The organism is Psychrobacter sp. JCM 18903 (assembly GCF_000586475.1).
Lineage (GTDB): Bacteria > Pseudomonadota > Gammaproteobacteria > Pseudomonadales > Moraxellaceae > Psychrobacter.
The window spans coordinates 49,206-73,159 of the sequence record NZ_BAWJ01000007.1; the positions used below are offsets into that span (position 1 = coordinate 49,206).

The following is a 23,954-nucleotide window of genomic DNA, read 5'->3' on the forward strand; positions in this document are numbered from 1 at the left end:
TTCATAAAGTAGTATTCATGGTTAGAGCCCATGATAGTATTGCTAGGGATAGACGAGGAATAAGAGAAGTAACGAATTTCAGGTGAATAAGATTTCTATTATAGACAATAGAAGATCATAATTTTAGACAGTTAAGAGCAATTAATAACGGCTATGCGTCGTGGGCGCCGTAGATACTTGTACAAAGGTCTCGTTCGGCTTAATCAAACCCAAGTCTAAACGAGCGTGCTCTTCCACTGCCTCAAGACCAGTTTTTAAGTCATGCACATCAGTACGCAATAAGTTATTTGCTGCCACTTGGTTTTCGTTTAGGCGTTTTTGTTCTTCGATTTGAGTCAGCAATTTATTATGCTCAAAGCGACCATTTTCGCCCAGCCAATACTGATATTGCAATCCCAAAAGGACGGCAACGGCTAGAGCAAGTAGCATAAATTGGCTAAAGTATTTCATAAGATAATAACGCCGAACAACATAGAGACAATAATAAAAATAAAAAACCAGCTAAGCTTGCTAAGCGATATATCACCAGATTAATGATGACATATCGCCTAGCTGTAGCAAGAAATCTGGCTTGTTAACCACGTAGACCGATGAATTCTTCACGACCACGATAGCTTGCACGTACTTGTTGCTCGATACGTAGCAGCTGATTGTATTTTGCCACACGGTCTGAGCGGCATAGAGAGCCAGTTTTAATCTGACCAGCAGCCGTACCAACGGCTAAATCTGCAATGGTGCTGTCTTCAGTTTCACCTGAACGATGTGAGATAATGGTTGCATAGCCATTTTTCTTCGCTAGATAGATCGCATCTAGCGTTTCTGACAAGGTGCCAATTTGGTTAAACTTAATCAAAATTGCATTGGCAATATGCTTATCAATACCCTCTTGCAAGATAGCAGGATTGGTCACAAATAAATCATCACCAACCAACTGAACTTTATCACCAATCTGCTCAGTCAAATATTTCCAACCATCCCAATCAGACTCGTCAAGCCCGTCTTCGATAGAGATAATAGGATATTGACGCGCCAAGCCGACTAGATAATCTGAGAATCCTTGGCTATCAAATGCTTTGTTGCCCTCGCCTGCCAAGATATATTGACCATCTTTGTAAAATTCGCTAGCCGCACAGTCTAGCGCCAAATGAATGTCTTCGCCCGCTTTATAGCCGACTTGCTCAATCGCTTGCATGATAACGGTGATGGCTTCTTCATTGCTACGCAGGTTTGGCGCAAAACCGCCTTCATCACCAACCGCAGTATTTAAACCTTGTGATTTCAACACAGATTTCAAGCTGTGGAAAATTTCTGTACCAGCACGCAATGCTTCTGAGAAGCTGGTGAAACCAACAGGCTCAATCATGAACTCTTGGATATCAACGGTGTTATCCGCATGCTCACCGCCGTTCAAGATGTTCATCATCGGTACAGGCATCGTCAGCGACGTCTGATTGCGCAAGTTTGCAATATATTGATGTAATGGCAAACTTTGTGACTTGGCAGCAGCTTTTGCAGTGGCAAGAGACACCGCTAGCATGGCATTAGCACCAAGGCTATCTTTGTTTTCTGTGCCATCTAGCGCAATCATTGCATCGTCAATGCCTTGCTGTTCGGTGACGTCTTTATCCATCAACGCGCTGCGAATTTGGCTATTGACGTTAGCAACGGCTTTCTTAACGCCTTTACCCATATAGCGACTTTGGTCACCATCACGTAGCTCAAGCGCTTCGCGTGAACCAGTTGATGCACCACTTGGCGCAGCAGCACGACCGATAGTGCCATCAGCTAAGATTACATCAGCTTCGATGGTTGGGTTACCACGCGAGTCTAAAATCTCACGGGCGCGAATGTCTTTAATTGCGGTGACGTTGGTGGTTTCTTCAGCGTACATAATGTCTGTTAATTCCTTTGGTCATGCCAAGTTTGTGGGATAAATAACGGCAACTAGAATACAAAAAAGATAAAGCAAAATATCGTATAGTGCTATGCTCAAACCAGCTTTGCTTATCTATATAGTCAGCAAGTTTTGAGCAGGATTAAAGGTGGTTTTAATACTTTAATCATCAGCTATAGTGCTTGGCATCATAGCATAAATTTTGCCAAACTTCCCTTATCTTGCACCGACTGGCGCTGATAAAATCACACTTAGATAAACAAATTACCAATTATGGATTTGTCTCAGCACCTATAATATTAAAAGCCATATGACTCTTATACTTTTGTTAGACGTTCTGTTTTAACGTGGGAGCCAGATACTGTGTTATCCAGCTCAACCTTTGTTTTAAATTGGGTCAAACGTAACGCATTCATTAATACAGAAATCGAGCTAAGCGCCATCGCAGCGGCGGCAATCATAGGGTTTAAAAAACCAAAAGCAGCCAGCGGAATACCCAGGCAATTATAAATAAAAGCAAAAAACAGATTTTGCTTGATGTTGCGCACTGTTGCATTGGCGATTTTTTGCGCGGCATCAATATGCATCAGTGACTCACCCATCAAGCGTGCAGACGCACTATGCTGGGCGACATCTGTGCCTTTAAACATGGCAAAGCTTGCATCGGCAGTTGCCATCGCTGGCGCATCGTTGACACCATCACCTGCCATTGCAACTTTATGACCAGCCGTTTGCAACAAGGCAATTTGACTGGCCTTATCGCGTGGCTCATTTTACCATAAGCTTGCTCAATGCCCAGCTGCCCTGCCACATGATCGACCACAGACTGCTTATCACCACTCATCAAAATGACATTGATACCTGCGTCTTGCAGCGCAGTAATAGCCTTCGGAGTATCTACTTTTAAGTCGTCAGCTAGAGCAAAAGCACCCAAAGCTACATCATTAATAATAACGGCAACGGTACTGGCAATTTGCCATACCTTTGGCATCAGCTTAGGCAATGTTAAATTAGCAAACTCTGCGGTACCGACTTTTACCACACCCAAACCTTCAATATTGCTTGTATACCAGCGCCTTTAATGACACTAATATCAGTCACATTCATCAACGGCAAATTTCGCTCAGTAGCCGCGTTAACCAATGCTGTTGCTAGCGGATGACTGGCATGCGCCTCAACGCTTGCGGCAATTTGTAACACATCATCGACTGCGATCGATTTATCCACCATCACATGGTCCACGATAGTCGGCTTACCAATGGTCAAAGTACCTGTTTTATCAAGCACTACTGTATCGATGTTGCCTGCAGCTTCTAGGCTTTGTGCGTCTTTGAACCAGACGCCATGACGAGCAGCAACGCCCATACCAGCCATGATAGCGGCTGGCGTTGCCAAACCTAGGGCACAAGGACAAGCAATGACCAACACTGAGACGGCATGCATCAAGGCAGTATCAATCATCCCAGTCAGCCACCATGTCACTCCAAAGGTGATAAGCGCAATGACAACGACAACTGGGACGAATACTGCCGTCACTCTATCCGCAAGACGGGCTAAATTGCTTTTGAGCCTTGAGCATCGCTGAGCGCCTGTACCATATCACCAAGCTTTGTATCACTACCTTTAGCACTGACGCGGTATAACAAGCTGCCATTTTCAACCAACGCTCCTGCCAATAATTTATCTCCAACTTCTTTTTTAAGCGGTACCGACTCACCCGTTAAATGACTCTCGACACACCAGCCAGCACCATCGATAACCACCCCATCGGTTGCGACGCGGCTGCCTTGCTTGGCACGCAAAATATCACCAACTTGCACGTCTTTAAGAGCAACATTATGAAAATCACCATTAGGCTGCTGCTGTTCGACTTCATCGGGCGTTAAGGACAATAATAAATCGATACTATTGAGGCTGTGTTTTTTGGTGCGCTCTTCTAGATACTTACCCGTACGTACAAAAGCAATGACCATGACGCCTGCTTCAAAATACACTGCAGGACTGCCATCCACACCGTGACCACCAGCATGACCACTTTGCAGCAAACTGTTTAAAGTGCCATCGCCATGAGTCAGCCATAGATACGTTGAATACGCCCAAATAGTCACGGTACCGATGACGACTAGCACATCCATATTGGCAAGACCACCTTTAATCGACGCCAAGCGCTTTTGTAAAATGGCAAGGCAAATCCAAACTGTACAATGGTCGCCAATATAAATTGAATCCAAATCGGCGGCATCCACGCCATACCCTGCCCAACGAGCATACCTGCCATACCAATTAAAAACGGCACCAAACAAATCCATAACCCAATCAAGCGCCATGGGTACTGAGTCGCGGTATCTTCGTCTGTTTTTGCAAACAAACTATCGGCCGCCTGCAAATTGGCAACGAAGCCTGTTTTATTTACCCATTCTGTCACTTGTTCAGGCGTTGTCTGGGTCGGATCATAATCAACATTCGCAGTTTCGCCAGCGAAATTTACACTCACCTCGTATACCGACGGCTTTTTGTTGAGCACCTTCTCAATTCGTGAGGCGCAGGCTTGACACGTCATCCCCTCAATTGCTAGCTGCAAATGTGCACGCTGCGGCGCGAGCGGCGTATTGGATTGAATATCAGTTTTTACATCGTAGGCGTCATAATTGTCGGTTTGGGTAGTATCATTCATAAATAAAACTCGGTATGGCGTTTATGCGTTATGGCGTTATAAAGTCGTCTGAGCTAGGACAGCAACTCAGTGGATGGAATATCTAAGTCAAACAAATAGCACACTTTAAAATTTAATATTGGTATGGTCCTACTGAATAATGAGTACGCTACTATCAATAATTTTTAACCATTAAAAACCAGCCTTGATAGCCGGTTTTTTAATACAAATGAAGCAGGTTAAGCATTAGCAACAGTGGCATCAAAGCCTGCATCGTCGATAGCAGCAGCAATTGTCTCTACACTAGTTTTGCTATCATCAAAAGTAACCGTCGCTTGATTATCTGCCAGCTCAATACTGATATCGTCTAAGCCATCGATATCGGCAGTGGCGTTATGCACACTGGCCACACAGCCACCGCAAGTCATGCCATCAATTTTAATAATACGTGTTTGGTTTGCCATGAGAGGCTCCTTATTTTTGTAACTGAGTTTTTATAGGTAAATACTTTTATTAAAGAATTGCTTTTATAATTGTCTTTTTAAGACGGCTATCTTTTAAGACCTTATAAAAATAGCGCTTAACCAGCTTAAGCCTATCACGGTTAACAACAAGGCTCTTTGATTATCACTTTATTAATAGAACCGTAAATAATAGAACCGTGAATTTATGCCTAAGTGGCAGACAATAGCGCTTATTTTAGAATAACGTCTAATCATCATGACGTGGGTTTTGCGGTGCATCAAGAGGAAATGGCTGAGTCACATAATCGACCGTACTGATTGCCGCCGTAAACGCATGGATACTGGTGTCTGTATCTTCATAACGTATGGTGGCAACATTATTATCAGGATCAAGCTCAATAGCTGTTACCCCTGTAATATTTTTCAGCGCTGTCATCACACTCTTTAATCCTTCATCATCATCGATATTTTCGATACTTACCTGTGCTGTTTGCATCGCCATAATCTCAGCCTCTTATTGTCTGTGAATACATTAATGGGTATCTAACACCTCAAAGCCTTTGACCAAGTCATCAATTTGCTTCAACTGACGCAAAAACGGCTCTAACTGGCTCATACGTAGCGCACACGGACCATCGCATTTTGCAGTCTCTGGATTTGGATGCGCTTCTAGAAACAACCCTGCCAATCCTGTCGCCATCCCTGCTCGTGCCAAGGTTGTAATTTGTTCACGGCGTCCACCCGCACTATCGCTACGGCCGCCTGGCTGCTGTAAGCTATGCGTCACATCAAAGAATACAGGGATATCCATCTGCTTCATGGTATCAAAACCAAGCATATCAACGACCAAATTATTGTAACCAAAGGCACTGCCGCGCTCACAAAGGATTAACTTATCGTTGCCGCCCTCAAGGCATTTATTAACGATATGACGCATCTCATGCGGCGCTAAAAACTGTGCTTTTTTGATGTTGATAATCGCATCCGTTTTCGCCATCGCGTGTACCAAATCTGTCTGACGTGATAAGAATGCAGGTAATTGGATGATATCTGCCACTTCAGCAACGGGTGCCGCTTGATAAGGTTCGTGGACATCCGTGATAATGGGCACTTGGAATTTTTCTTTGATTTGCCCCAGCCAATCAATACCCTGCTCTAATCCAGGACCTCGATATGAGTGCAGGCTTGAGCGGTTGGCTTTATCAAAACTGGCTTTGAAGACATAGCCAATGCCCAAACGCTGACATATTTCGATATATTGCTCTGCAATCTCGAAGGCCAATTCCTTTGATTCCAAAACATTCATACCACCAAATAACACAAATGGTTGGTCGTTACCAATATTAAGAGTGTTGCCATTTGGCGTAGTAAGTTTGATATGTGATTGCGCCGTTGATAAATGTTCCATGAAGTCGTTACCCTCTTTATTGTTATTAATATTTCTATCCCATATTGTAACCGATAGACTCAGTAAAAAAAGGGGTTAAGCGTAATTGCTGACCAACCATTAAAAAAATTGTCATGTTTATTGCTTAAAAACAATCTTATTCATAGCCACAGTCATAAAATTAAACGCAAAAAAAGACCAATCCGAAGATCAGTCTTGTTTATACATGTAAATTTTTATGCATTAACGCTTATTTGCTTTCGTTATAGTTCTTAGCTGCTTTTACAAAGCTGTTGAACAGTGGATGACCACCGCGTGGCGAGCTGGTAAATTCAGGATGGAATTGTACGGCGACAAACCAAGGATGATCAGCAATCTCGACCGATTCTACTAGATGCTGCTTGGCAGAATAACCAGATATGGTCATGCCTGCTTGCTCTAATGGCTCGATATAGCGATTGTTCATCTCATAACGATGACGATGACGCTCAGTGATATTTTTGGCGCCATAGATTTGGCTAAGCTTGCTACCAGCAACCAATTCGGCTTGCTGCGCGCCTAGACGCATGGTGCCGCCAAGGTCAGAGTCATCGCTACGAATCTGTAATTCGCCGCGCTCATCTAACCACTCAGTGATGAGACCAATGATAGCTCTGCCGTTTTGCGATCAAACTCAGAAGAGTTGGCATCGATTTTGAGTACATTACGCGCGTACTCAATCACTGCTAGCTGCATACCAAGGCAAATACCTAAATATGGCACGTTATTTTCACGAGCATAAGTGATGGCTTTTATCTTACCATTGGTACCACGCTCACCAAAACCACCCGGTACTAGGATGGCATCAGCATTGTGTAGCTGCGCCAATAAACTGTCATCGTCTTCTAGACGCTCAGCATCGACATAGTCAATTTTGACATCGGCTTTATGAGTGATACCAGCATGCAGCAGTGCTTCGTTGATCGACTTATAAGCATCAGGTAACTCGACGTATTTACCAACCATCGCTACCGTAAGGCTCATTTCAGGATTAAGCTGCGCTTCAACCACTCTGTCCCAATCACTCAAATCTGCTTCTGGTACATCTAAACCAAAACGCTCACAGATCAAATCATCAAGATCCTGTTCATGAAGCGTGCGTGGAATCTGATAAATACTTTGCGCATCTTCACACATAATAACCGCACGCTCTTCCACATTGGTAAACAGCGCTATTTTGCGACGGTTGTCTTGCGAAATATGGTGATCAGAGCGGCAAATCAATATGTCAGGCTGCAAACCGATAGAACGCAGCTCTTTTACTGAATGCTGCGTTGGCTTGGTTTTGGTTTCGCCTGCACTAGCAATGTAAGGAACTAGCGTCAAATGCATCAGCATGGCTCTATTACGACCAAGCTCTACTTGCATTTGGCGGACGGCTTCCATAAATGGTAACGATTCGATGTCACCAACGGTACCGCCAATCTCAATAATAGCGATATCATAACCTTCACCACTGGCTAAAATTTTACTCTTAATTTCATCAGTGATATGTGGAATAACTTGTACTGTACCACCAAGATATTCACCACGGCGCTCTTTATTTAGCACGTTTTGATAGATACGACCACTAGTAAAGTTATTGCTCTTACTCATTTTTGAATGGCGTAAGAAGCGCTCATAGTAACCCAAATCTAAATCAGTCTCTGCACCATCTTCGGTGACGAATACTTCGCCATGCTGGAATGGCTCATCGTACCTGGATCGACGTTGATGTACGGATCCATCTTGGTCATCGTGACGGTTACGCCACGGGCTTCTAAGACCGCTGCAAGAGAGGCTGCGGTGATACCTTTTCCTAGTGAGGACACTACCCCACCGGTCACAAATATAAACTTGGTCATAGTACTCTGTCGGTAATTGGTAAAGAAGGATTTTACTAAAAATACGTCAAAAAATATAGGGCAAAAGCATAAACTCTTTGAAACATTCAAGTTTTAGTACTTAGCTATTATAACGCACTACCCACTCAAATAGGACATAACAAAAAAAACTCACCCCGAAGGATGAGTTTTTATAATCAGATTCTAATGCTTAGATTAGAATTTGTATTCTAGACCAGTACCAACTACTAGTACTTCTGCATCGCCACGTACGTTAATATCTTTTTCTAGAATATCATCAACATATGTGTAGTTAACATTATCAGCTTTGTTCATACCAGCATAGGCATGAGCAATGATATTGTCTTTAAAGAAGTATTTACCACCAACAACGATCTGATTTGAATCAGCGTTGTCCATACCATCTAAATTATCAGTTTTATTAAACTGAGTGTAGATAGAGGCTGGACGCGCAAAGTTAGCTAGAGCCATCTGAGCACTAACCACCAAACCTTTTTCTTTAGAAGATCCGTAATTATAGTCAGCTACTTGATATAAGGCACCTAAATTTACAGGAGCAGCGATAAATTTACCTAGATCTACAGTCGCTGTACCACGGATGATATCACCATCAATATTTTGATCTTTATCGTACGCAACACCAGCAGTAAAGCCAGTACCTTGATCAAACAACATGGCAACACCGAAACCCGCGTCATCAGAGTCATCGCCATCTACATCATTAGAGCTGTACATTGCAGACAGTTGTAATGGTAGACCATTGTACTTAGGTGCAGTCCAAATGATTGAACTTGCAAGACGATTACTGTCAGCCATGTTTAATGCTGCAACTGTTTCTTTCTCATTTGCAGTTTGGCCTAGGTTATCCCAGTAACCTTCGTTAACAACAACGTTATCAATACGAGCTAGCGTTGACTGGTTTTTACCAGCACGGAACTCACCGAACTGCTTGTTGTTTAAACCAAGGAACGTATCACGGTTAGTGAAAGTGGCATTATCACCAGTGATACTTGTACCATACTCTAACTGATAGATAACATCAGTGTTCGCAGTCATGGCTTCAGAGCCTTAAAACCTAAGCGTGAAGCATGAGAATTAATCTCTACATTGTCTTCATCATACATGTTGCCAGTATCAGTATCAAATTCTGCATTGATATAATCAGCAGCTACAAAAGCTTTACCATAGATAGTCGGTGCTGCATTGGCTGCAGATACAGATAGGGCAGCAACTGCTGTAGCTAAAAGTAGTTTTTTCATGGGGTATCTCCACTTTACAATTTTAGTAATAAGCTAGCTATGATTAGCTGGTGCTCATAATGGTATCGTCACAAATCCTCAAAGATATAATGTGTAACTGGCTACCGAGATTAGTCAGAAACAAGTGTGGCGAAGTTCTATTACAGTAAGATGAAAAAAACAATGACTTACATAACTGGGATTAAAAAGTAACTGCCATGTAATCTTAGGTCTTTATCGCTCCGTTGCGTAACATCCGTTACCAAACTCATACTTCGAATACAAGCATAACAACTTTGACATAATTTGCAACATTTTTTTTAGATTTTTAAACCCAGTATTTGTTGAATGCCATATCTACTATAGAATGTAGGTCATTGTAAAAAAATCCCTATCGGCTCAAATAGATAAAGATACTATTGATTAATATAATTACCAAGAACTTGAAACTAGCGTAATCAATATCCTTTAATTAACAAAAATAAAGCCGTACTTGTTCATTAACAAGTACGGCTAATAAAAAATAATAAATGTGGTTTATGACATACTGACAGTCACAATTGAGATCGGAAAATTGTTACAAAAACAGTAAAAAAGGTGTTTTCACTGCTCTTGTTTCCAGACTACAACCTTAGTCAATGGCTATTACAGACTCCTTATTAAGTATAAAAACCAAGAAGAAGCTTAGTCAGTTATATCAGTCTCATAATGTAATATCAAGTATGCCATATTCTAATATTAACCTGCGCAATATTAGCAGCCTGCTTTTAGATCAAGACGTGCCTGATGTAATAATGGCTCAGTATAGCCACTTGGCTGCTCGCGACCTTTAAATACCAAATCACAAGCCGCTTTGAATGCATAAGAGTGGTCAAAGTTATCTGCCATCGTCTGATAGTCGCTATCGCCTGCATTTTGCTCATCAACCACTTTTGCCATACGCTTCATCGTATCCATCACTTGCTGCTCGCTCACGACATCGTGATGCAACCAGTTGGCAATGTGTTGACTTGAGATACGTAAGGTCGCACGGTCTTCCATCAGACCCACATCATTGATATCCGGTACTTTAGAACAACCAACGCCTTGATTTACCCAACGCACAACATATCCTAAGATGCCCTGAGCATTATTGTCTAGCTCTTGCTGCTTCTCTTCATCAGTCCAGTTGATATTTTTTGCTAATGGAATGGTTAAAATGTCGTCTAGACTGGCACGCTCACGTGATTTTAGACTGTCTTGAACGTCAGCAACACTCACTTGATGATAGTGCATGCTGTGTAAAGTTGCCCCTGTTGGTGACGGTACCCATGCTGTACTGGCTCCAGACTTAGGATGTGCAGCTTTGGTGTCCATCATCTCTTTCATCTCGTCAGGCTTCGCCACATGCCTTTACCAATCTGAGCAACACCCTGTAGACCAGTCTCTAAACCGATATCAACGTTCCACTGCTCGTAGGCTGGCTGCCATGCTTGTGACTTCATCTCACCCTTAGGTACAAATGGGCCTGCATTCATGCTGGTATGCATCTCATCACCAGTACGATCTAAGAACCCTGTGTTGATGAAAATGACACGCTCTTTTGCTTGGCGGATGGCTTCTTTCAAGTTGACCGTCATACGGCGCTCTTCATCCATGATACCGATTTTGATGGTATTACGCTCTAAGCCTAATAAGTCTTCTACTGCATTGAATAAATCGTTGGCCATTTTGACTTCTTCAGGACCATGCATTTTTGGTTTAACGATATACATTGAACCTTTACGTGAATTTGATAGCGCATTTTTACCTTTAAGGTCATTGAGCGTTAATAGTGGTGTAATCAAGCCATCCATCAAGCCTTCAAATATTTGTTCTTGACCATCACCCAAGTCGACCAATATTGCAGGGTTTTGCATGAGGTGACCGACGTTACGAATCAGCAATAACGAACGACCTGGCAGGATCAGCTTGCCACCATCTGGGGTGGTGTATTCACGATCTGGATTTTGCTGACGTGTGCGGGTTTTGCCACCTTTTTCAAAGGTTTCTTGCAAGTCACCATTCATGAGACCAAGCCAATTGCGATACACTTCCACTTTTTCTTCTGCATCGACGGCAGCGATTGAGTCTTCACAATCTTGAATTGCCGTAATAGCTGACTCTAGCAGCACATCTTTGATATGTGCAGGGTCGTCTTTACCGACTGGATGGTTGGCATCTATTTGAATTTCTGCATGCAAACCGTTGTTTTTTAATAAAATACCCGTTGGGCTTTCTGCATCACCGACGAAACCAACGAATTTTTCGGCATCTTTTAGCTCAGTACTGCTATCACCTTGGACAATTTCAAGCTTACCATCGACCACTTTAAAGCCGGTCGCATCGTTATATGAACCTGACGCCAATGCAAAGTTTTCATCTAGGAATTGTTTGGCATAAGCAACGACGGCAGCACCGCGAGTTGGGTTGTAACCACCTTTTGCTTCTTGACCATTTTCGTCACTGATAACGTCAGTACCGTATAAAGCATCATACAAGCTGCCCCAACGTGCGTTGGTCGCGTTCAATGCGTAGCGCGCATTACGTACTGGTACGACCAACTGCGGGCCTGCAATATGAGCAATCTCGTCATCGACATTTTCTGTGCTAACTTTAAAATCATCGCCTTCTGGCAACAGATAGCCAATCTCTTGTAAGAATGCTTTGTAAGCAGGATAATCAATATTGCCGTCTTTGGCAGGATGTTGCAGGTGCCACTGGTCAATCTGCGCTTGAATCTTGTCACGAGTTGCGAGCAATGCTTTATTGCGCGGCGTAAACTCTTTAATGACCTTTTCAAAACCTGACCAATAACTGTCTGAATCAACACCGACTTTCGGCAGCACTTCGTTTTCAATAAAGTCATACAATTGCTGGTCGATGGCAAGAATGCCTTTTTGAATACGATTGGCGTTAGAAGACTGGCTCATGTTGTTATCCTTATCTGTTCGTGAGGGGTGTGAATACGAAGTTGCTACCGCAATGATTACACATTGTCGGTCTTAGGCATCTATTCCAAATTTAGATGAAATACTAAGCAAACCTACTGATATATCATACAAGCTGGTGGTGATTAGCGAATTAACTATTTATGCTATGCTATTAACCTATATTTTTGCTGCATTAGCCATTAGCATGGTCAACGCATTTATAACGGATGATGGTATCAACCTTGCTTAATGTACTCAGTGTACGATTTGAGCTCGGTTGCCTTGCACCTACTGTAAACGGTTTCAACTGCATAACATTGGCAAGCATCACCACTGCGACAACACAATATGGCGACACATCAATAGTAAGACAAAATAGCGCTTAAGCAAAATATCATCCTACTATCAAATAAAGAAATAAACAAGAAAACATCATTCACTAGATAAATACTGGGGTTGTATTATAATGATAATCTATATGAGACAGGCGCTAAGAGGTTTTATTAGTGCTTATCCATCAATACTTGATATCGCATAGACAAACTGTCAGTAATCATTACCTCACGGATTTATGCTTAACTGTTATCTATTTAATATTAGAAAAAGACCTTTTAAACGTTCGATTATGGCAAACACTATGAATAAAGAAGATATAAGAACCAAGAACAGTAACGACAAAGTTATGAACGACAGCAATATAGAAGAACCTAGTATAGTAAAAGACGAGATAGATGAGGACGATGTTGATATCACAAAGCTACGCACCCCGATAAAGGTTGACCTATCTGCTGTTTATAATTTTTTGGGTGCGCGCACGACGCAAGCTTGTTGATGCGGCGATTGCGAATGTACCGCTGATCATTCAAGATCATGCCAATTGCGAAAAAAAGGCCGCTGGCACTGCCATGAATCTCATATTCCGCTATGAGTTTTCTTATGATTTGCAGCGTAAATTGGCACAATTGATACGTGAAGAAATGCTGCATTATGAGCAGGTCTTAGGTATTATGAATGACCGTGGTCAGGCGTGGAAATATCTGAGTGCTGGACGTTATGCCAAAGGCATGTTAAAACACAAACGTACTTATGAGCCAGCAGCGATGGTTGATGTGTTGATAATTGGCGCATTTATCGAAGCACGCTCTTGTGAACGTTTTGCCGCCCTTGCTGAGGTCATCGATGACGAACGCTTGGCAAAGTATTATCGCTACTTACTTAAGTCAGAGAGTCGTCACTTTGAGGATTATTTAGCCTTGGCTCAATCACTGTCTGAGGATGATATTGATGAGCGTGTCGCATTTTTTAAAAAAGTAGAAGCAGAACTGATTTCTAGCCCAGATTACGAGCTACGCTTTCATAGCGGTACACCTGCTTAAATACATAAGATTAGATACCCTCTTATATGGTAAAAATTATATAGCAAAAAAGTGAAGTAACTAACCAAGTTTAATGCTCTGGTCTACTACTTCACTTATTAGCCTTTTATTTGAACTTCGTTATAGCAAAATGAATGGTTATTTATCATCTTTCATTAATGAGCTGTCGTACTGTTTATTATCCTTCGCAACATGATGAGGATCGTGATCATCGGTTGCTCTTTCTGCCGCTGCTGGATTGACTTTTTGTAGCGCATCATCAGGTACGATGCCATGGTTATCGTTCGCATCTCTTAACTGATGGTCTTCTTGGTTGACAGCCTTGTCATCTGGCGTATTCATCATTACTCCTTATTATCATCATAGTCATTCTATAAAGATAAAAAATCTGTATTTAATCAATATTTTATAAAAGGCTATTAATCTTTTTCATCAGGATTTAACACTCGTGTTTGGGCATTATCGATATTTGCATAACGATTCATGTTGTTAATACTTTCGCTTTTGGATGTCTCGCTAACCATCGTATGCTCATTCACGCCATCATCAAAAGCATTACCTTCTTGGTCTCGGCGATCAGGCTGACGTGCGGGGTTGTCATTATCATTGACATGCTCTGAGTGGACGACGCCTTCTTTAAAAGTATCCGTTCCTTTATTTTCAGTGATGTTCTTTTCAATGCCACTATCAGTATCACTATGCTCATTAGAAGTAGGACTACTAGGTAGGCTATTAGCAGAATCATGACTATTGATTGAGTCATCATTTTCACTGATGCGTGTCTTGGTGAGTGCTGGATCATTGGTTTGCATGGCTATATCCTTATTATTGTTATTCGTGTTTTGGCAATTGCTTAATGTGCTTAGAGTTTTCATGGCGGTTTAGCAAATGGTGAGCCTGATTTAATACCCAACTCAACCTAGCCAGCAATTCATACTATTCATTGCCTTCTTGGCTTAGGTCATAGGCATTCAAATCTGCGACGTTCTTGCCACCAGCGGGTAAATTCTCTTCTTTACGAGGGTCAACATATATCTCGTCGGTTTCTTGCGACTCTTGTTGTGGACCATCGATATTAGGTTCGTGCTTACGACCTTCATAACTGTCTTGTACATTGTCTAGGTGTAAAGCGGCTGGATCACTAACTGGTACCGCTTCTTCATGGTTTGGATGAGTATTATTTGGCATTGCAATTCCCTCGCATCAATATGTCATTCATAGATAAAATAAGTTAATCCGAATATTCATGTCACAGTTTATTTATCATTTATCAGTACGCAAATCATCTTCAATAAAAGAGGTTTGCTCGTCTTTACTTAATGCTTCAGGCGCATCGACCTCTTTATTGTCTTCAAGATTTCGCGCAATTTTCTGACTGTCTGCTTGCTCAGCAGCTTTTTTGATATCTGATGTGTCATTATCGGTATTGCTCATAAGGTGTTTCCTATTTTTATAATTCGTTGATTTAGGCAGTCCCTACTCTTTTTCGTAATACGAGCAATTTTGCGTGAATTACTAGAGTGCTAATTATTTATTAAACCATCAAATCCGTTTAATAATAGTGTGAGGGCTGACCTTGATTATAAGGATGAGATAACGGATTGCACCAGTGTGCTGCCGTATCAATATGTGAATAAATGTGAGGTTACAAGACAGTTTGTAACTTAGACAAATCGTTTGTCCAAAAAAACCAAGCATAGAGAATACTCTACACTTGGTTTTTTGCTTGATATTTATTGATTGTAAAGAGGTGTTTACCGCTTTGAAGATGTCGTTGAAATATTAGGCTAGCTTGATGCGTCAACGCCATTAATCACTTTTAATAAATACTCTTGAGCAGTATGCGGCGTTTCCCCTGCGGCTGGTTGCAGCTGCTGCCAAACACCATCACCGCTAAGTATCCACGCTTGGGTATTGTCTTTCAGATAGTTAAGTAAACCGTCTTGATATACTTGTTTGAACAGTTTTTTGTCTTCGATTGGAAATGCCACTTCGACGCGATGGAATAAATTACGATCCATCCAGTCTGCACTACCACAATATAAGCGCTCGTCGCCATTATTATAGAAATAATAAACACGCGTATGCTCTAAAAAACGCCCGATAACAGAGCGTACGGTAATGTTTTCTGACAGACCTTTTACTTGCGGACGCAAACAACACATTGAGCGTAAAATGAGCTCGATTTTGACGCCTGCTTGTGAGGCATCGTATAACTTGCTAATCAATCGACGTTCGGTTAAAGCATTAACTTTAACGATAATATGAGCGCGCTTGCCGGCTTTTGCATGAGCAATTTCATCATCGATAAAGCTTATCAACTTATCATGCAAGGTAAAAGGCGCATGCAGCAGCTTTTTGAGATTGGCAGGCTTACCCATTCCAGTCAGCTCTTGAAATATATTATGTACATCCTCTGAGATATCAGGATCTGCGCTAAATAAACCATAATCGGTATAAACTTTGGCATTGGCGGCATGATAGTTGCCCGTCCCTAAATGCACATAGCGGCGGATTCGCTCATCCTCACGGCGTACAATGAGCATCAGCTTGGCGTGGGTTTTATAGCCGACAATCCCGTAAACAACGACCGCACCCGCTTCTTGCAAGTAATTGGCGACAGCGATATTAGAGGCTTCATCGAAACGCGCACGCAGCTCGATGACGGCAGTGACTTCTTTGCCATTGCGAGCAGCAGCAGCCAATGCTTTAACAATTTCTGAATTGGTGCCTGAGCGGTACAATGTCTGCTTAATCGCTAACACTTTAGGATCGCTCGCCGCTTGCCAAAGCAGATTGATAATCGGTGAAAATGCATGAAAAGGATGATGCACCAGCACATCGCTTTTACGCATGGCGGCAAACATACTGGTTGCTTTGTCCAGCTTATCCATCTCACGGCGGAACTCTTTTGGCACTACATGGGTAAAGGGCTGATAGCGCAGCGCTGGAATATTGAAATCAAACAATAAGCGCGTTAAGTTGACAGGACCATTGACGCGGTACAGCTGATTGTCATGCAGCTCAAACTCATTAAGCAAATAATCACTGATAGGCGTTGGACAATCGGTGGTGACTTCTAGCCGCACTTTATCACCGAAGCGGCGGTTTTCTAGCTCGCCCTCCAGAGCCTTAGCAATATCCTCAACATCATCAGCCAAATCTAAATCGGCATTGCGCGTCAGTCTAAACTGATGGCAGCCCGTCACACTCATCCCAGGGAACAGCTCACCGATATGCTCATGAATAATAGCTGAGAGCATGACGTGGTGTTCTTTGCCACCTGTCAGCTCATCAGGCAGGCGAATCACGCGCGGCAAACTGCGCGGTGCTGGCACAATCGCTAGATTGATATCACGACCAAAGGCATCTTTACCTTCTAAAGTGGCGATAAAGTTTAAGCTCTTATTGACCAAACGCGGAAACGGATGCGCCGGATCGATGCTAATCGGTGTCAACACTGGCGATACTTGCTCAGTGAAGTAGCGCTTCATCCATGCCGACTGCTCAGCATTTAGCTCATCGCGTTTTAGATAACGAATATCCTCAAGCGCCAGTGCTGGTAAGATATCTTCATTGAGAATACGATACTGCTCAGCGATGGCATCGTGCATTACGGTAGATATCTCATTCAGCACTTCACTGGGACGCATGCCATGAACACTGGTTGAGACATCACCAATATTGAGCTTTTGCATAATGCCTGCGACACGAATCTCAAAAAATTCATCGATATTGGATGAGAAAATAATCAAGAAAAACAAGCGCTCAAGTAGCGGATGACGTGGACTTGCCGCCTGCGCTAAGACACGTAAATGAAACTGTAATAAAGACAAGTCGCGATTGATATAACTGCTGGGTGAATAGCTGCCGTCTTCTGAACGCTGCCATGCAACCTCAGTTAAATTGTCATTGCGACTCTCTGTATGGCTTTTATTATCAACTGCTATCACTGTATTATTGCTATCAGTGTCCTGCTTATTATTCACATCCATCACGTCACTACTCCTTTGCGTTATCGATACGCCATCATCTTCAATACCAATTGTCTTTTATAATCGCTTTTCCACTAAGAAATTTATCAGGGTTCTTTCTTCATCCATTACTACTCGAAACTATCACTTAAAACTGCCATTCAAAACTATCACTTAAAACCGTCACTTAAAACTATCATTCAAAAACACGGCGCTATTTATTAAATGGTCATAGGTACAATCCATTAAGCTGATTGTGGTAACACCGCATTGCTCATGCGCTTTTTGATAATACGTTGTTTATTGCGTAAACGTCTATCACCCTGATTGTCTTCGTAGTATTTTGGATTGGTCAACATAGCGATAAGTAAGGCTGATTCATCACGGTTCAGCTTGGCCGCAGATTTATCAAAGTAATGCTGAGCTGCTGCTTCGATACCATAAATACCATTGCCAAACTCTGCCACATTAAGATAAGCAGTCAAGATACGCTGCTTGTCCCATAATGTTTCAATCATGACAGTGATAATCGCTTCCTCAATTTTACGAACATACGAGCGATGCGAGGTCAAAAATAAGTTTTTTGCTAGCTGCTGGGTAATCGTCGAGCCACCAGCAGACATCTTACCCGTCTCTTCATTTTTCTTACGTGCCGCCTCAATGCCTTTGAAATCAAAACCATTGTGCTGACTAAATGTCGAATCCTCACTCACTATCGCGGCTTGTTTGGCAGATTTTGCGATGGCATCGTATTCAGCCCAAGTTTGGGTGACAGTACCGCCCGTCAAACGATGAGTCAGCATAAACATGCTGTTATTAATCGGCTGCGTTTTCCAAATTAATAGTAGCCCAGCGACTAATACATGGAATGCGACGACCAATAGCATGATTGCCATCAATAACCGTTTGAAAAATTTGCCAAAACTTGCCATGCGCGATATCCAAGTGATTGAAAAGGTAATAAGATAAGATGAGCTGAAGAGCCAGTAATTAAAAACAGCAGGTCATCTTACCTAATCTCACAATCGCTGTCATTATTTACCCCACTTCTTTATCATGCCATAGAGTCTACGTAAAAAAGATCAGGCAGTATTTATGCTGGCAATCGAAGTCCTAAAAACCAAAAATTTGTGACAAGTATTAAGACAAGAGAATAAATATGTACGATGATAATAATATAAAAGCCTTACGAGAACGTATGGTTGCTGCAAACCCCAATCTAGGGGATGCTGAAAATAGCGATAAATGGTGGCTACTTGGGACGTCTGGCTGTCATTTATGTGACATCGCAGCGCAACTGCTGACTCAGTTTCAAGCCGTACAGCCGATTGCTTATAAACAGGTCGATATCGCTCATTTCGACGAAGCACTGATTATGGAATTTGCCACCACTATTCCTGTAATTTTGACACCATCAAAACGATTAAACTATCCATTTTCAGTCATGGATTTACAGCAACTTTTCATGCAATCATAGCAAGCCTACAATAAAAAACGATGTAGTGAGAACATAATGAAAAATTTGAGCAAAATTACTGAAATTGAAGACCTGCGCCGCGTTGCTGAGCGAAAAGTGCCGCGGATGTTTTATGATTATGTCGATTCAGGCTCATGGACTGAGACGACTTATCGCAGTAATGAGACTGACTTTGATCGTATCAAGCTACGCCAGCGCGTGCTGGTCGATATGGACAACCGCAGTCTGGCAACCCAGATGATTGATGAAGAGGTAAAAATGCCCGTCGCCATCGCACCCACTGGCTTTACCGGTATGATGTGGGCGGACGGCGAGATTCATGCTGCGCGGGCAGCAGAAAAATTCGGCGTGCCGTTTTCGCTATCGACTATGAGTATCTGCTCTATCGAAGATATCGCCACCCATACTAGCAAGCCCTTTTGGTTTCAGCTATATGTGATGCGCGATCATGACTATGTGGCCAATTTGATTCAGCGGGCGAAAGATGCCAATTGTTCGGCGTTGATCCTCACCGCGGATTTACAAGTGCTGGGACAGCGCCATAAGGACATCAAAAATGGCTTGTCTGCACCGCCTAGACCCACACTTGCCAATATCGTCAACCTGATGACCAAGCCTCAGTGGTGTATGAATATGCTGGGCACCAAACGTCATAGCTTTGGCAATATCGTCGGTCATGCGAAAGGCGTCGATGACTTATCTTCTCTCACCGCTTGGACGGAAGAGCAATTTGATCCGCGCTTGAGCTGGGATGACGTGGCACGCATCAAAGATATGTGGGGCGGCAAATTAATTATTAAAGGTATCATGGAACCTGAAGATGCCATTATGGCTGCTCGTAGCGGTGCCGATGCACTGGTCGTCTCAAACCATGGTGGTCGTCAATTAGATGGCGCCCTTTCCTCCATATCTGCCTATCCGATATCGTACAAGCGGTGCATGCTGAAAATAGCGATATCGAGGTGTGGTTAGACAGCGGCATTCGCTCGGGTCAGGATGTACTAAAAGCGCGCGCATTGGGTGCAAAAGGCACGATGATTGGTCGCGCTTTTCTTTACGGTCTGGGTGCTTATGGCGAAGATGGCGTGCGCCGTGCACTGGAAATCATCCATAAAGAATGCGATCTATCGATGGCGTTCTGTGGTCATACTGATATCAATAAGGTCACCACTGATATATTGGTAAAAGGCACTTATGAGAACCTCAAAGTTGCTAATCATTAAATTTGTCGTTAAACATGTCATTAAAACGGTCGTTAAAACGATCCACTATTAAGGGCACTAATCGTTTAAGAGTACTACTCATCAAATCATAATGTCATGCAGATGTCTGACATTATTTGACCATACCCTTTATACTCTATTTATAACATTCTAATGATATCTCACCTTTATGACCATTCAACAATTATTAAAAACAGCCCCTGTCACCACGCTGTTACTAGCCAGCTTTATTGGGTTATTCATCATGCAGGTACTGACAGGCGTCGATGCCAATAACCCATCGACTGAGGCGCTCTTAAAATGGGGTGCCAATGCATTGCCATTTACCATGGGTGATGAGCCGTGGCGCTTGGTCAGCAGTGCCTTTTTACACATCGGCTTGATGCATTTATTGTTTAATGGATTTGCCATGTATTTCTTTGGGCAGATTGCCGAGCCGATGTTTGGCTCAGCCAAGTTTTTGGCATTATTTTTACTGGCGGCGATCGGGGGCAACTTACTGAATAACTATGTCACGTGGCACAGTATTGTAGAAGGAACTGGTCAGCCGGGTCTATCGGCTGGGGCGTCAGGTGGCATCATGGGTATCGGCGCGGCATTATTGATAGCCGCGCTGTTTAAAATATCGGTCAATGGCATGGTGCTCAATCTTAAGAGCTTGATATTTATCATGGGCATCAACCTAGTTTATGGTTTTGCCGTACCGGGTATCGACAATGCGGGGCATATCGGCGGCGCGGTGACTGGCTTAGTGATTGCACTGGCATTCGCAATCGCCTACCGTCAGCGTATGACAATAGCGTCACAGAATACGCCTAACCCAGCTACTTATGACGACCGTTATCGAACGACTTATATCAATTTTCCAGTAAGCAGCGATAGTGATTCTCTTGCTAATAATGAGCACTTTAATACTGTCGGTTTTGACAATAAAAGCAGTTTCTACCCCGACTCTGCTGTAAACTCACACTTAAATACTCATGCTAATCACAGCCACCTTAGTGAACAAGAAACACCGACCAAATCTATCCTTATTTGGCAATTACTACCATGGTTAATTATGCTACTGATTAGCATTGGCTTTATTTGGTGGTGGCAAGATATTCATGATCAAATACTACAAGTATTAAAAACCATTGAGTAAACCTTCATAGTTATTTATCATTGCTAAATAGTTCATGATAACAGCTTACTGGTTAGGTTTTCCTTACTCGCTTCTTGCTATAAGTCAGAGCACTTTTAAACCGCTACGGTGTTACCCGCCTAGATGTACTCAGTTTACTATCTGCGGTCGGTCGCCTTGTAGCGATTCTAAAATTCCTTGACTATACACGATTGCCCCCAATTATTTCATCCATTCACGAGACTTTATTATGTTTAAACCTGTAGCGCTACCTCATATTTCTACGCGCGTCATGCTTAGCGCATTAACGGCTACCGCGTTATTTAGTGTCGCCAGTATGTCCAATGCTGCACTTTTTAAGGACAATTTACCTACTGACCAAGACGCTGTATTAAGCGTGGGTGTCAACGTCATAGCCGTCAACTCAGCCTACGATATGGAAGACAGCCTCGATGTACGTGTGTTGCCGGGCGCTTTTTATGACAACAATAGATTCTATGTGCGCGGCGCTCAAGCGGGTGCTTATATCATTAATGATGGCAAAAATCAGCTGTCGGCTTATGCTCAGCTCGCTGGCAACGATTTCGATCCTGATGATGCTAGAGGCGCATTGCAAGGTCTCGATGAGCGTGAAGCATCAGTCGCTGCTGGTCTAACTTATTTGCGCCGCACGCCCGTCGGTGGTTTCCGTGCTCAAATCGCGACTGATGTTTTAGACCGTAGCGGTGGTAATACAGCTCGTTTGACCTATCTCGCTAGAATTACGAAAGACAAGCTAACAGTCTATCCAAGCATTGGTTTTGAATACAACGATGCTGACTATAATGAATACTATTATGGCGTCAGTGAAAAAGAGTCAGCGGAAACAGGCGTCGCCGCTTATAAGTCTAATTCGAGCTTGAATCCTTACGTTAACATTAGTGCCAACTATGATTTCAATGAACGCTGGGCATTGTTTGCCAATCAAAGCTTAAGCTATTTGCCGAATGAACAATACGATAGCCCAATGGTTGACTCGCGTACTGAGTCAACTTCGACGCTTGGTTTGCTTTATAAGTTTAGATTTTTGAGGGATTGATATAAAAAGCTGAGCATTTTGCTCGGCTTTTTTGTAGGTAGTTTAGATCAACACATATTTTGAGTTTTTAAGAAATCAGAGAGGTTTAGTTTAGTTGTTTGAATAAAATTACTTTTACTGAATCTAGCTAGCTTTCGCGGATCGACATTTTATAAAAATCACTTCGCCCTATTTTTTTTACTACTGCTTGACGAACAAAATCATCATACGTGTCATTTGTCATTATAAATCCATTTGGCTTCCAATTTATTACTCTAGGCCATATTGGTGGTGCAGCGTAAACAGTTTGAGAGACTTTGAAGAATTTTTGATTTACCTTAATTTCAGAAACATCAATTCGATTTTCATCTTTTATCTTACCGTCAGAGTTATCTGAAATGTAAAACTCTGTTTTATGACCTTGCAAAGATTTTGAATACTCCACTTTGTTATGAAGAATCTCTAGGTATAGGGCACTATCAGGATTTGCTGTGTATATATTAGCTCGACAATTCAGTAACTGAAGATAGTTAAAAGCATCTATATCATGCCTATTTTTAAGCTGAACCCACCCTTTTATATTGGCAATACTATAAACATCTTTATCATAGGCCAACATAAGAATTCTAGGAGTAAGAGGTAAAATAAATAGTCCTCCTGCTGACTGTAATCCAAAAGATCTAAATTGCACTTTCTTATTGAGAAAATACCATCGATTTGTGAGTACTGCTGGATGGTCTGAGGTTATGAAATCAGTTTTAGTATTGTTCTTTAAAATACAAACCTTTAAGTCATGGATTAAATGCCTATCTTTTAAGATCGATTGCATTACTTTGTGAACAACTTCTTTAACTTCCATTTTAATGTCAATAGAAAGCAAAGTTTTTATATCTTGTTCAGTTGATTCAGCAGTAGACTTAGAAAACTCCTCGGTTCTTGCACGTTGAAGTAGCCAGAATTCTATGAGAAATAGCTTGTCTTTGTCTGTCAGAACGTAATTTATATTTTCAAGATTGCGAACTATTTCAGAGAACTGCCTTCAATCGGCTGTAACGCCTTCTCTAAAGCTAGATCTTCACCATAGAAGTAATTTTTTGAACACTGGTTCTTTATAGGTGCATTTTCTATTAGTTTCTTTTTGTTCAGATTATAGAGACAAATAGCTGCTTTTGATTCATCAGTAGAGAATTTTTTTAAATAGCACTGAGGTACATAATGTTGGTTCTTATTGGAAGCCATTTTTTGCCTCATTGA

General features: G+C 42.2%; 16 protein-coding genes and 6 pseudogenes. 5 read left to right on the top strand and 17 right to left on the bottom strand.

Features of this window, described 5'->3' with window-relative positions; all coding sequences use genetic code 11:
• Positions 1–141: 141 nt before the first annotated feature.
• The 9 genes and pseudogenes from TT12_RS06395 to TT12_RS06435 form a co-directional block, all read right to left on the bottom strand.
• Positions 142–450 carry an FtsB family cell division protein gene (locus tag TT12_RS06395; protein ID WP_045453149.1) on the bottom strand — a complete coding sequence of 103 codons (309 nt, stop codon included), beginning with the start codon at positions 448–450 and terminating at the stop codon, positions 142–144.
• 124 nt (positions 451–574) lie between these two features.
• Positions 575–1,891 (bottom strand): phosphopyruvate hydratase, encoded by a 1,317-nt coding sequence (eno, locus tag TT12_RS06400; RefSeq protein ID WP_045444505.1) that lies wholly within the window; start codon positions 1,889–1,891, stop codon positions 575–577.
• Between the two features lie 320 nt (positions 1,892–2,211).
• A pseudogene (locus TT12_RS06405) lies at positions 2,212–4,568 on the bottom strand (heavy metal translocating P-type ATPase).
• Positions 4,569–4,786: 218 nt separating this feature from the next.
• On the bottom strand, positions 4,787–5,011 hold the full coding sequence (locus TT12_RS06410) for a heavy-metal-associated domain-containing protein (protein WP_011280902.1): 225 nt from the start codon (positions 5,009–5,011) through the stop codon (positions 4,787–4,789).
• A 247-nt stretch (positions 5,012–5,258) separates the two neighbouring features.
• Positions 5,259–5,513, bottom strand: a complete 255-nt coding sequence (locus tag TT12_RS06415; protein ID WP_045453153.1) for a heavy-metal-associated domain-containing protein — start codon at positions 5,511–5,513, stop codon at positions 5,259–5,261.
• A 30-nt stretch (positions 5,514–5,543) separates the two neighbouring features.
• Positions 5,544–6,419, bottom strand: coding sequence for a 3-deoxy-8-phosphooctulonate synthase (gene kdsA, locus TT12_RS06420; RefSeq protein ID WP_045453156.1), 876 nt, complete (start codon positions 6,417–6,419; stop codon positions 5,544–5,546).
• Between the two features lie 229 nt (positions 6,420–6,648).
• Positions 6,649–8,281: pseudogene (pyrG, locus tag TT12_RS06425) on the bottom strand (CTP synthase).
• A gap of 195 nt (positions 8,282–8,476) precedes the next feature.
• A pseudogene (locus tag TT12_RS06430) lies at positions 8,477–9,540 on the bottom strand (porin).
• Positions 9,541–10,272: 732 nt separating this feature from the next.
• A pseudogene (locus TT12_RS06435) lies at positions 10,273–12,470 on the bottom strand (malate synthase G).
• A 682-nt stretch (positions 12,471–13,152) separates the two neighbouring features.
• On the opposite strand from TT12_RS06435, the pseudogene TT12_RS06440 reads away from it, so the two are divergent.
• A pseudogene (locus tag TT12_RS06440) lies at positions 13,153–13,846 on the top strand (MiaE family protein).
• Positions 13,847–13,984: 138 nt separating this feature from the next.
• Here the strand turns inward: TT12_RS06440 and TT12_RS06445 are convergent.
• The 6 genes from TT12_RS06445 to mtgA form a co-directional block, all read right to left on the bottom strand.
• A complete protein-coding gene (locus TT12_RS06445) occupies positions 13,985–14,188 on the bottom strand; it encodes a hypothetical protein (RefSeq protein WP_045453159.1) in 204 nt (67 codons plus the stop codon).
• A 77-nt stretch (positions 14,189–14,265) separates the two neighbouring features.
• Positions 14,266–14,658: a hypothetical protein gene (locus tag TT12_RS06450; RefSeq protein ID WP_045453162.1), complete on the bottom strand. Its 393-nt coding sequence runs from the start codon at positions 14,656–14,658 to the stop codon at positions 14,266–14,268.
• 124 nt (positions 14,659–14,782) lie between these two features.
• Positions 14,783–15,034, bottom strand: a complete 252-nt coding sequence (locus TT12_RS06455) for a hypothetical protein (RefSeq protein ID WP_045453166.1) — start codon at positions 15,032–15,034, stop codon at positions 14,783–14,785.
• Between the two features lie 75 nt (positions 15,035–15,109).
• Complete coding sequence (locus tag TT12_RS15410; RefSeq protein WP_201605074.1) at positions 15,110–15,280, bottom strand: hypothetical protein; 171 nt, start codon at positions 15,278–15,280, stop codon at positions 15,110–15,112.
• Between the two features lie 353 nt (positions 15,281–15,633).
• Positions 15,634–17,841, bottom strand: coding sequence for a polyphosphate kinase 1 (gene ppk1, locus TT12_RS06460; protein ID WP_045453169.1), 2,208 nt, complete (start codon positions 17,839–17,841; stop codon positions 15,634–15,636).
• Between the two features lie 224 nt (positions 17,842–18,065).
• The gene (mtgA, locus tag TT12_RS06465) at positions 18,066–18,752 is read right to left on the bottom strand and encodes a monofunctional biosynthetic peptidoglycan transglycosylase (RefSeq protein ID WP_045453173.1); all 687 of its coding nucleotides are present in this window, start codon (positions 18,750–18,752) and stop codon (positions 18,066–18,068) included.
• Between the two features lie 227 nt (positions 18,753–18,979).
• Between mtgA and TT12_RS06470 the strand changes: the two genes are divergently transcribed.
• The 4 genes and pseudogenes from TT12_RS06470 (at position 18,980) to TT12_RS06485 (ending at position 22,721) form a co-directional block, all read left to right on the top strand.
• The gene (locus TT12_RS06470; protein WP_045453176.1) at positions 18,980–19,297 is read left to right on the top strand and encodes a glutaredoxin family protein; all 318 of its coding nucleotides are present in this window, start codon (positions 18,980–18,982) and stop codon (positions 19,295–19,297) included.
• A gap of 36 nt (positions 19,298–19,333) precedes the next feature.
• A pseudogene (locus TT12_RS06475) lies at positions 19,334–20,520 on the top strand (alpha-hydroxy acid oxidase).
• Positions 20,521–20,689: 169 nt separating this feature from the next.
• The gene (locus TT12_RS06480) at positions 20,690–21,664 is read left to right on the top strand and encodes a rhomboid family intramembrane serine protease (RefSeq protein ID WP_045453180.1); all 975 of its coding nucleotides are present in this window, start codon (positions 20,690–20,692) and stop codon (positions 21,662–21,664) included.
• 229 nt (positions 21,665–21,893) lie between these two features.
• The gene (locus TT12_RS06485) at positions 21,894–22,721 is read left to right on the top strand and encodes a MipA/OmpV family protein (protein ID WP_045453183.1); all 828 of its coding nucleotides are present in this window, start codon (positions 21,894–21,896) and stop codon (positions 22,719–22,721) included.
• A 127-nt stretch (positions 22,722–22,848) separates the two neighbouring features.
• On the opposite strand, the gene TT12_RS06490 is transcribed toward TT12_RS06485, so the two are convergent.
• Both TT12_RS06490 and TT12_RS19085 read right to left on the bottom strand, forming a co-directional pair.
• Complete coding sequence (locus tag TT12_RS06490) at positions 22,849–23,724, bottom strand: DUF4238 domain-containing protein (RefSeq protein ID WP_207804016.1); 876 nt, start codon at positions 23,722–23,724, stop codon at positions 22,849–22,851.
• Positions 23,721–23,951 carry a DUF4238 domain-containing protein gene (locus TT12_RS19085; protein ID WP_353511616.1) on the bottom strand — a complete coding sequence of 77 codons (231 nt, stop codon included), beginning with the start codon at positions 23,949–23,951 and terminating at the stop codon, positions 23,721–23,723. Before TT12_RS19085 ends, TT12_RS06490 begins: the two co-directional genes overlap by 4 nt.
• Positions 23,952–23,954: the final 3 nt, after the last annotated feature.

Excerpts from the sequence above, each read along its gene's own strand:
- TT12_RS06395 (WP_045453149.1), bottom strand. The coding sequence starts at position 450 with ATGAAATACTTTAGCCAATTTATGCTACTTGCTCTAGCCGTTGCCGTC.
- eno (WP_045444505.1), bottom strand. The coding sequence starts at position 1,891 with ATGTACGCTGAAGAAACCACCAACGTCACCGCAATTAAAGACATTCGC.
- TT12_RS06410 (WP_011280902.1), bottom strand. The coding sequence starts at position 5,011 with ATGGCAAACCAAACACGTATTATTAAAATTGATGGCATGACTTGCGGT.
- TT12_RS06415 (WP_045453153.1), bottom strand. The coding sequence starts at position 5,513 with ATGGCGATGCAAACAGCACAGGTAAGTATCGAAAATATCGATGATGAT.
- kdsA (WP_045453156.1), bottom strand. The coding sequence starts at position 6,419 with ATGGAACATTTATCAACGGCGCAATCACATATCAAACTTACTACGCCA.
- TT12_RS06445 (WP_045453159.1), bottom strand. The coding sequence starts at position 14,188 with ATGAATACGCCAGATGACAAGGCTGTCAACCAAGAAGACCATCAGTTA.
- TT12_RS06450 (WP_045453162.1), bottom strand. The coding sequence starts at position 14,658 with ATGCAAACCAATGATCCAGCACTCACCAAGACACGCATCAGTGAAAAT.
- TT12_RS06455 (WP_045453166.1), bottom strand. The coding sequence starts at position 15,034 with ATGCCAAATAATACTCATCCAAACCATGAAGAAGCGGTACCAGTTAGT.
- TT12_RS15410 (WP_201605074.1), bottom strand. The coding sequence starts at position 15,280 with ATGAGCAATACCGATAATGACACATCAGATATCAAAAAAGCTGCTGAG.
- ppk1 (WP_045453169.1), bottom strand. The coding sequence starts at position 17,841 with ATGGATGTGAATAATAAGCAGGACACTGATAGCAATAATACAGTGATA.
- mtgA (WP_045453173.1), bottom strand. The coding sequence starts at position 18,752 with ATGGCAAGTTTTGGCAAATTTTTCAAACGGTTATTGATGGCAATCATG.
- TT12_RS06470 (WP_045453176.1), top strand. The coding sequence starts at position 18,980 with ATGTACGATGATAATAATATAAAAGCCTTACGAGAACGTATGGTTGCT.
- TT12_RS06480 (WP_045453180.1), top strand. The coding sequence starts at position 20,690 with ATGACCATTCAACAATTATTAAAAACAGCCCCTGTCACCACGCTGTTA.
- TT12_RS06485 (WP_045453183.1), top strand. The coding sequence starts at position 21,894 with ATGTTTAAACCTGTAGCGCTACCTCATATTTCTACGCGCGTCATGCTT.
- TT12_RS19085 (WP_353511616.1), bottom strand. The coding sequence starts at position 23,951 with ATGAGGCAAAAAATGGCTTCCAATAAGAACCAACATTATGTACCTCAG.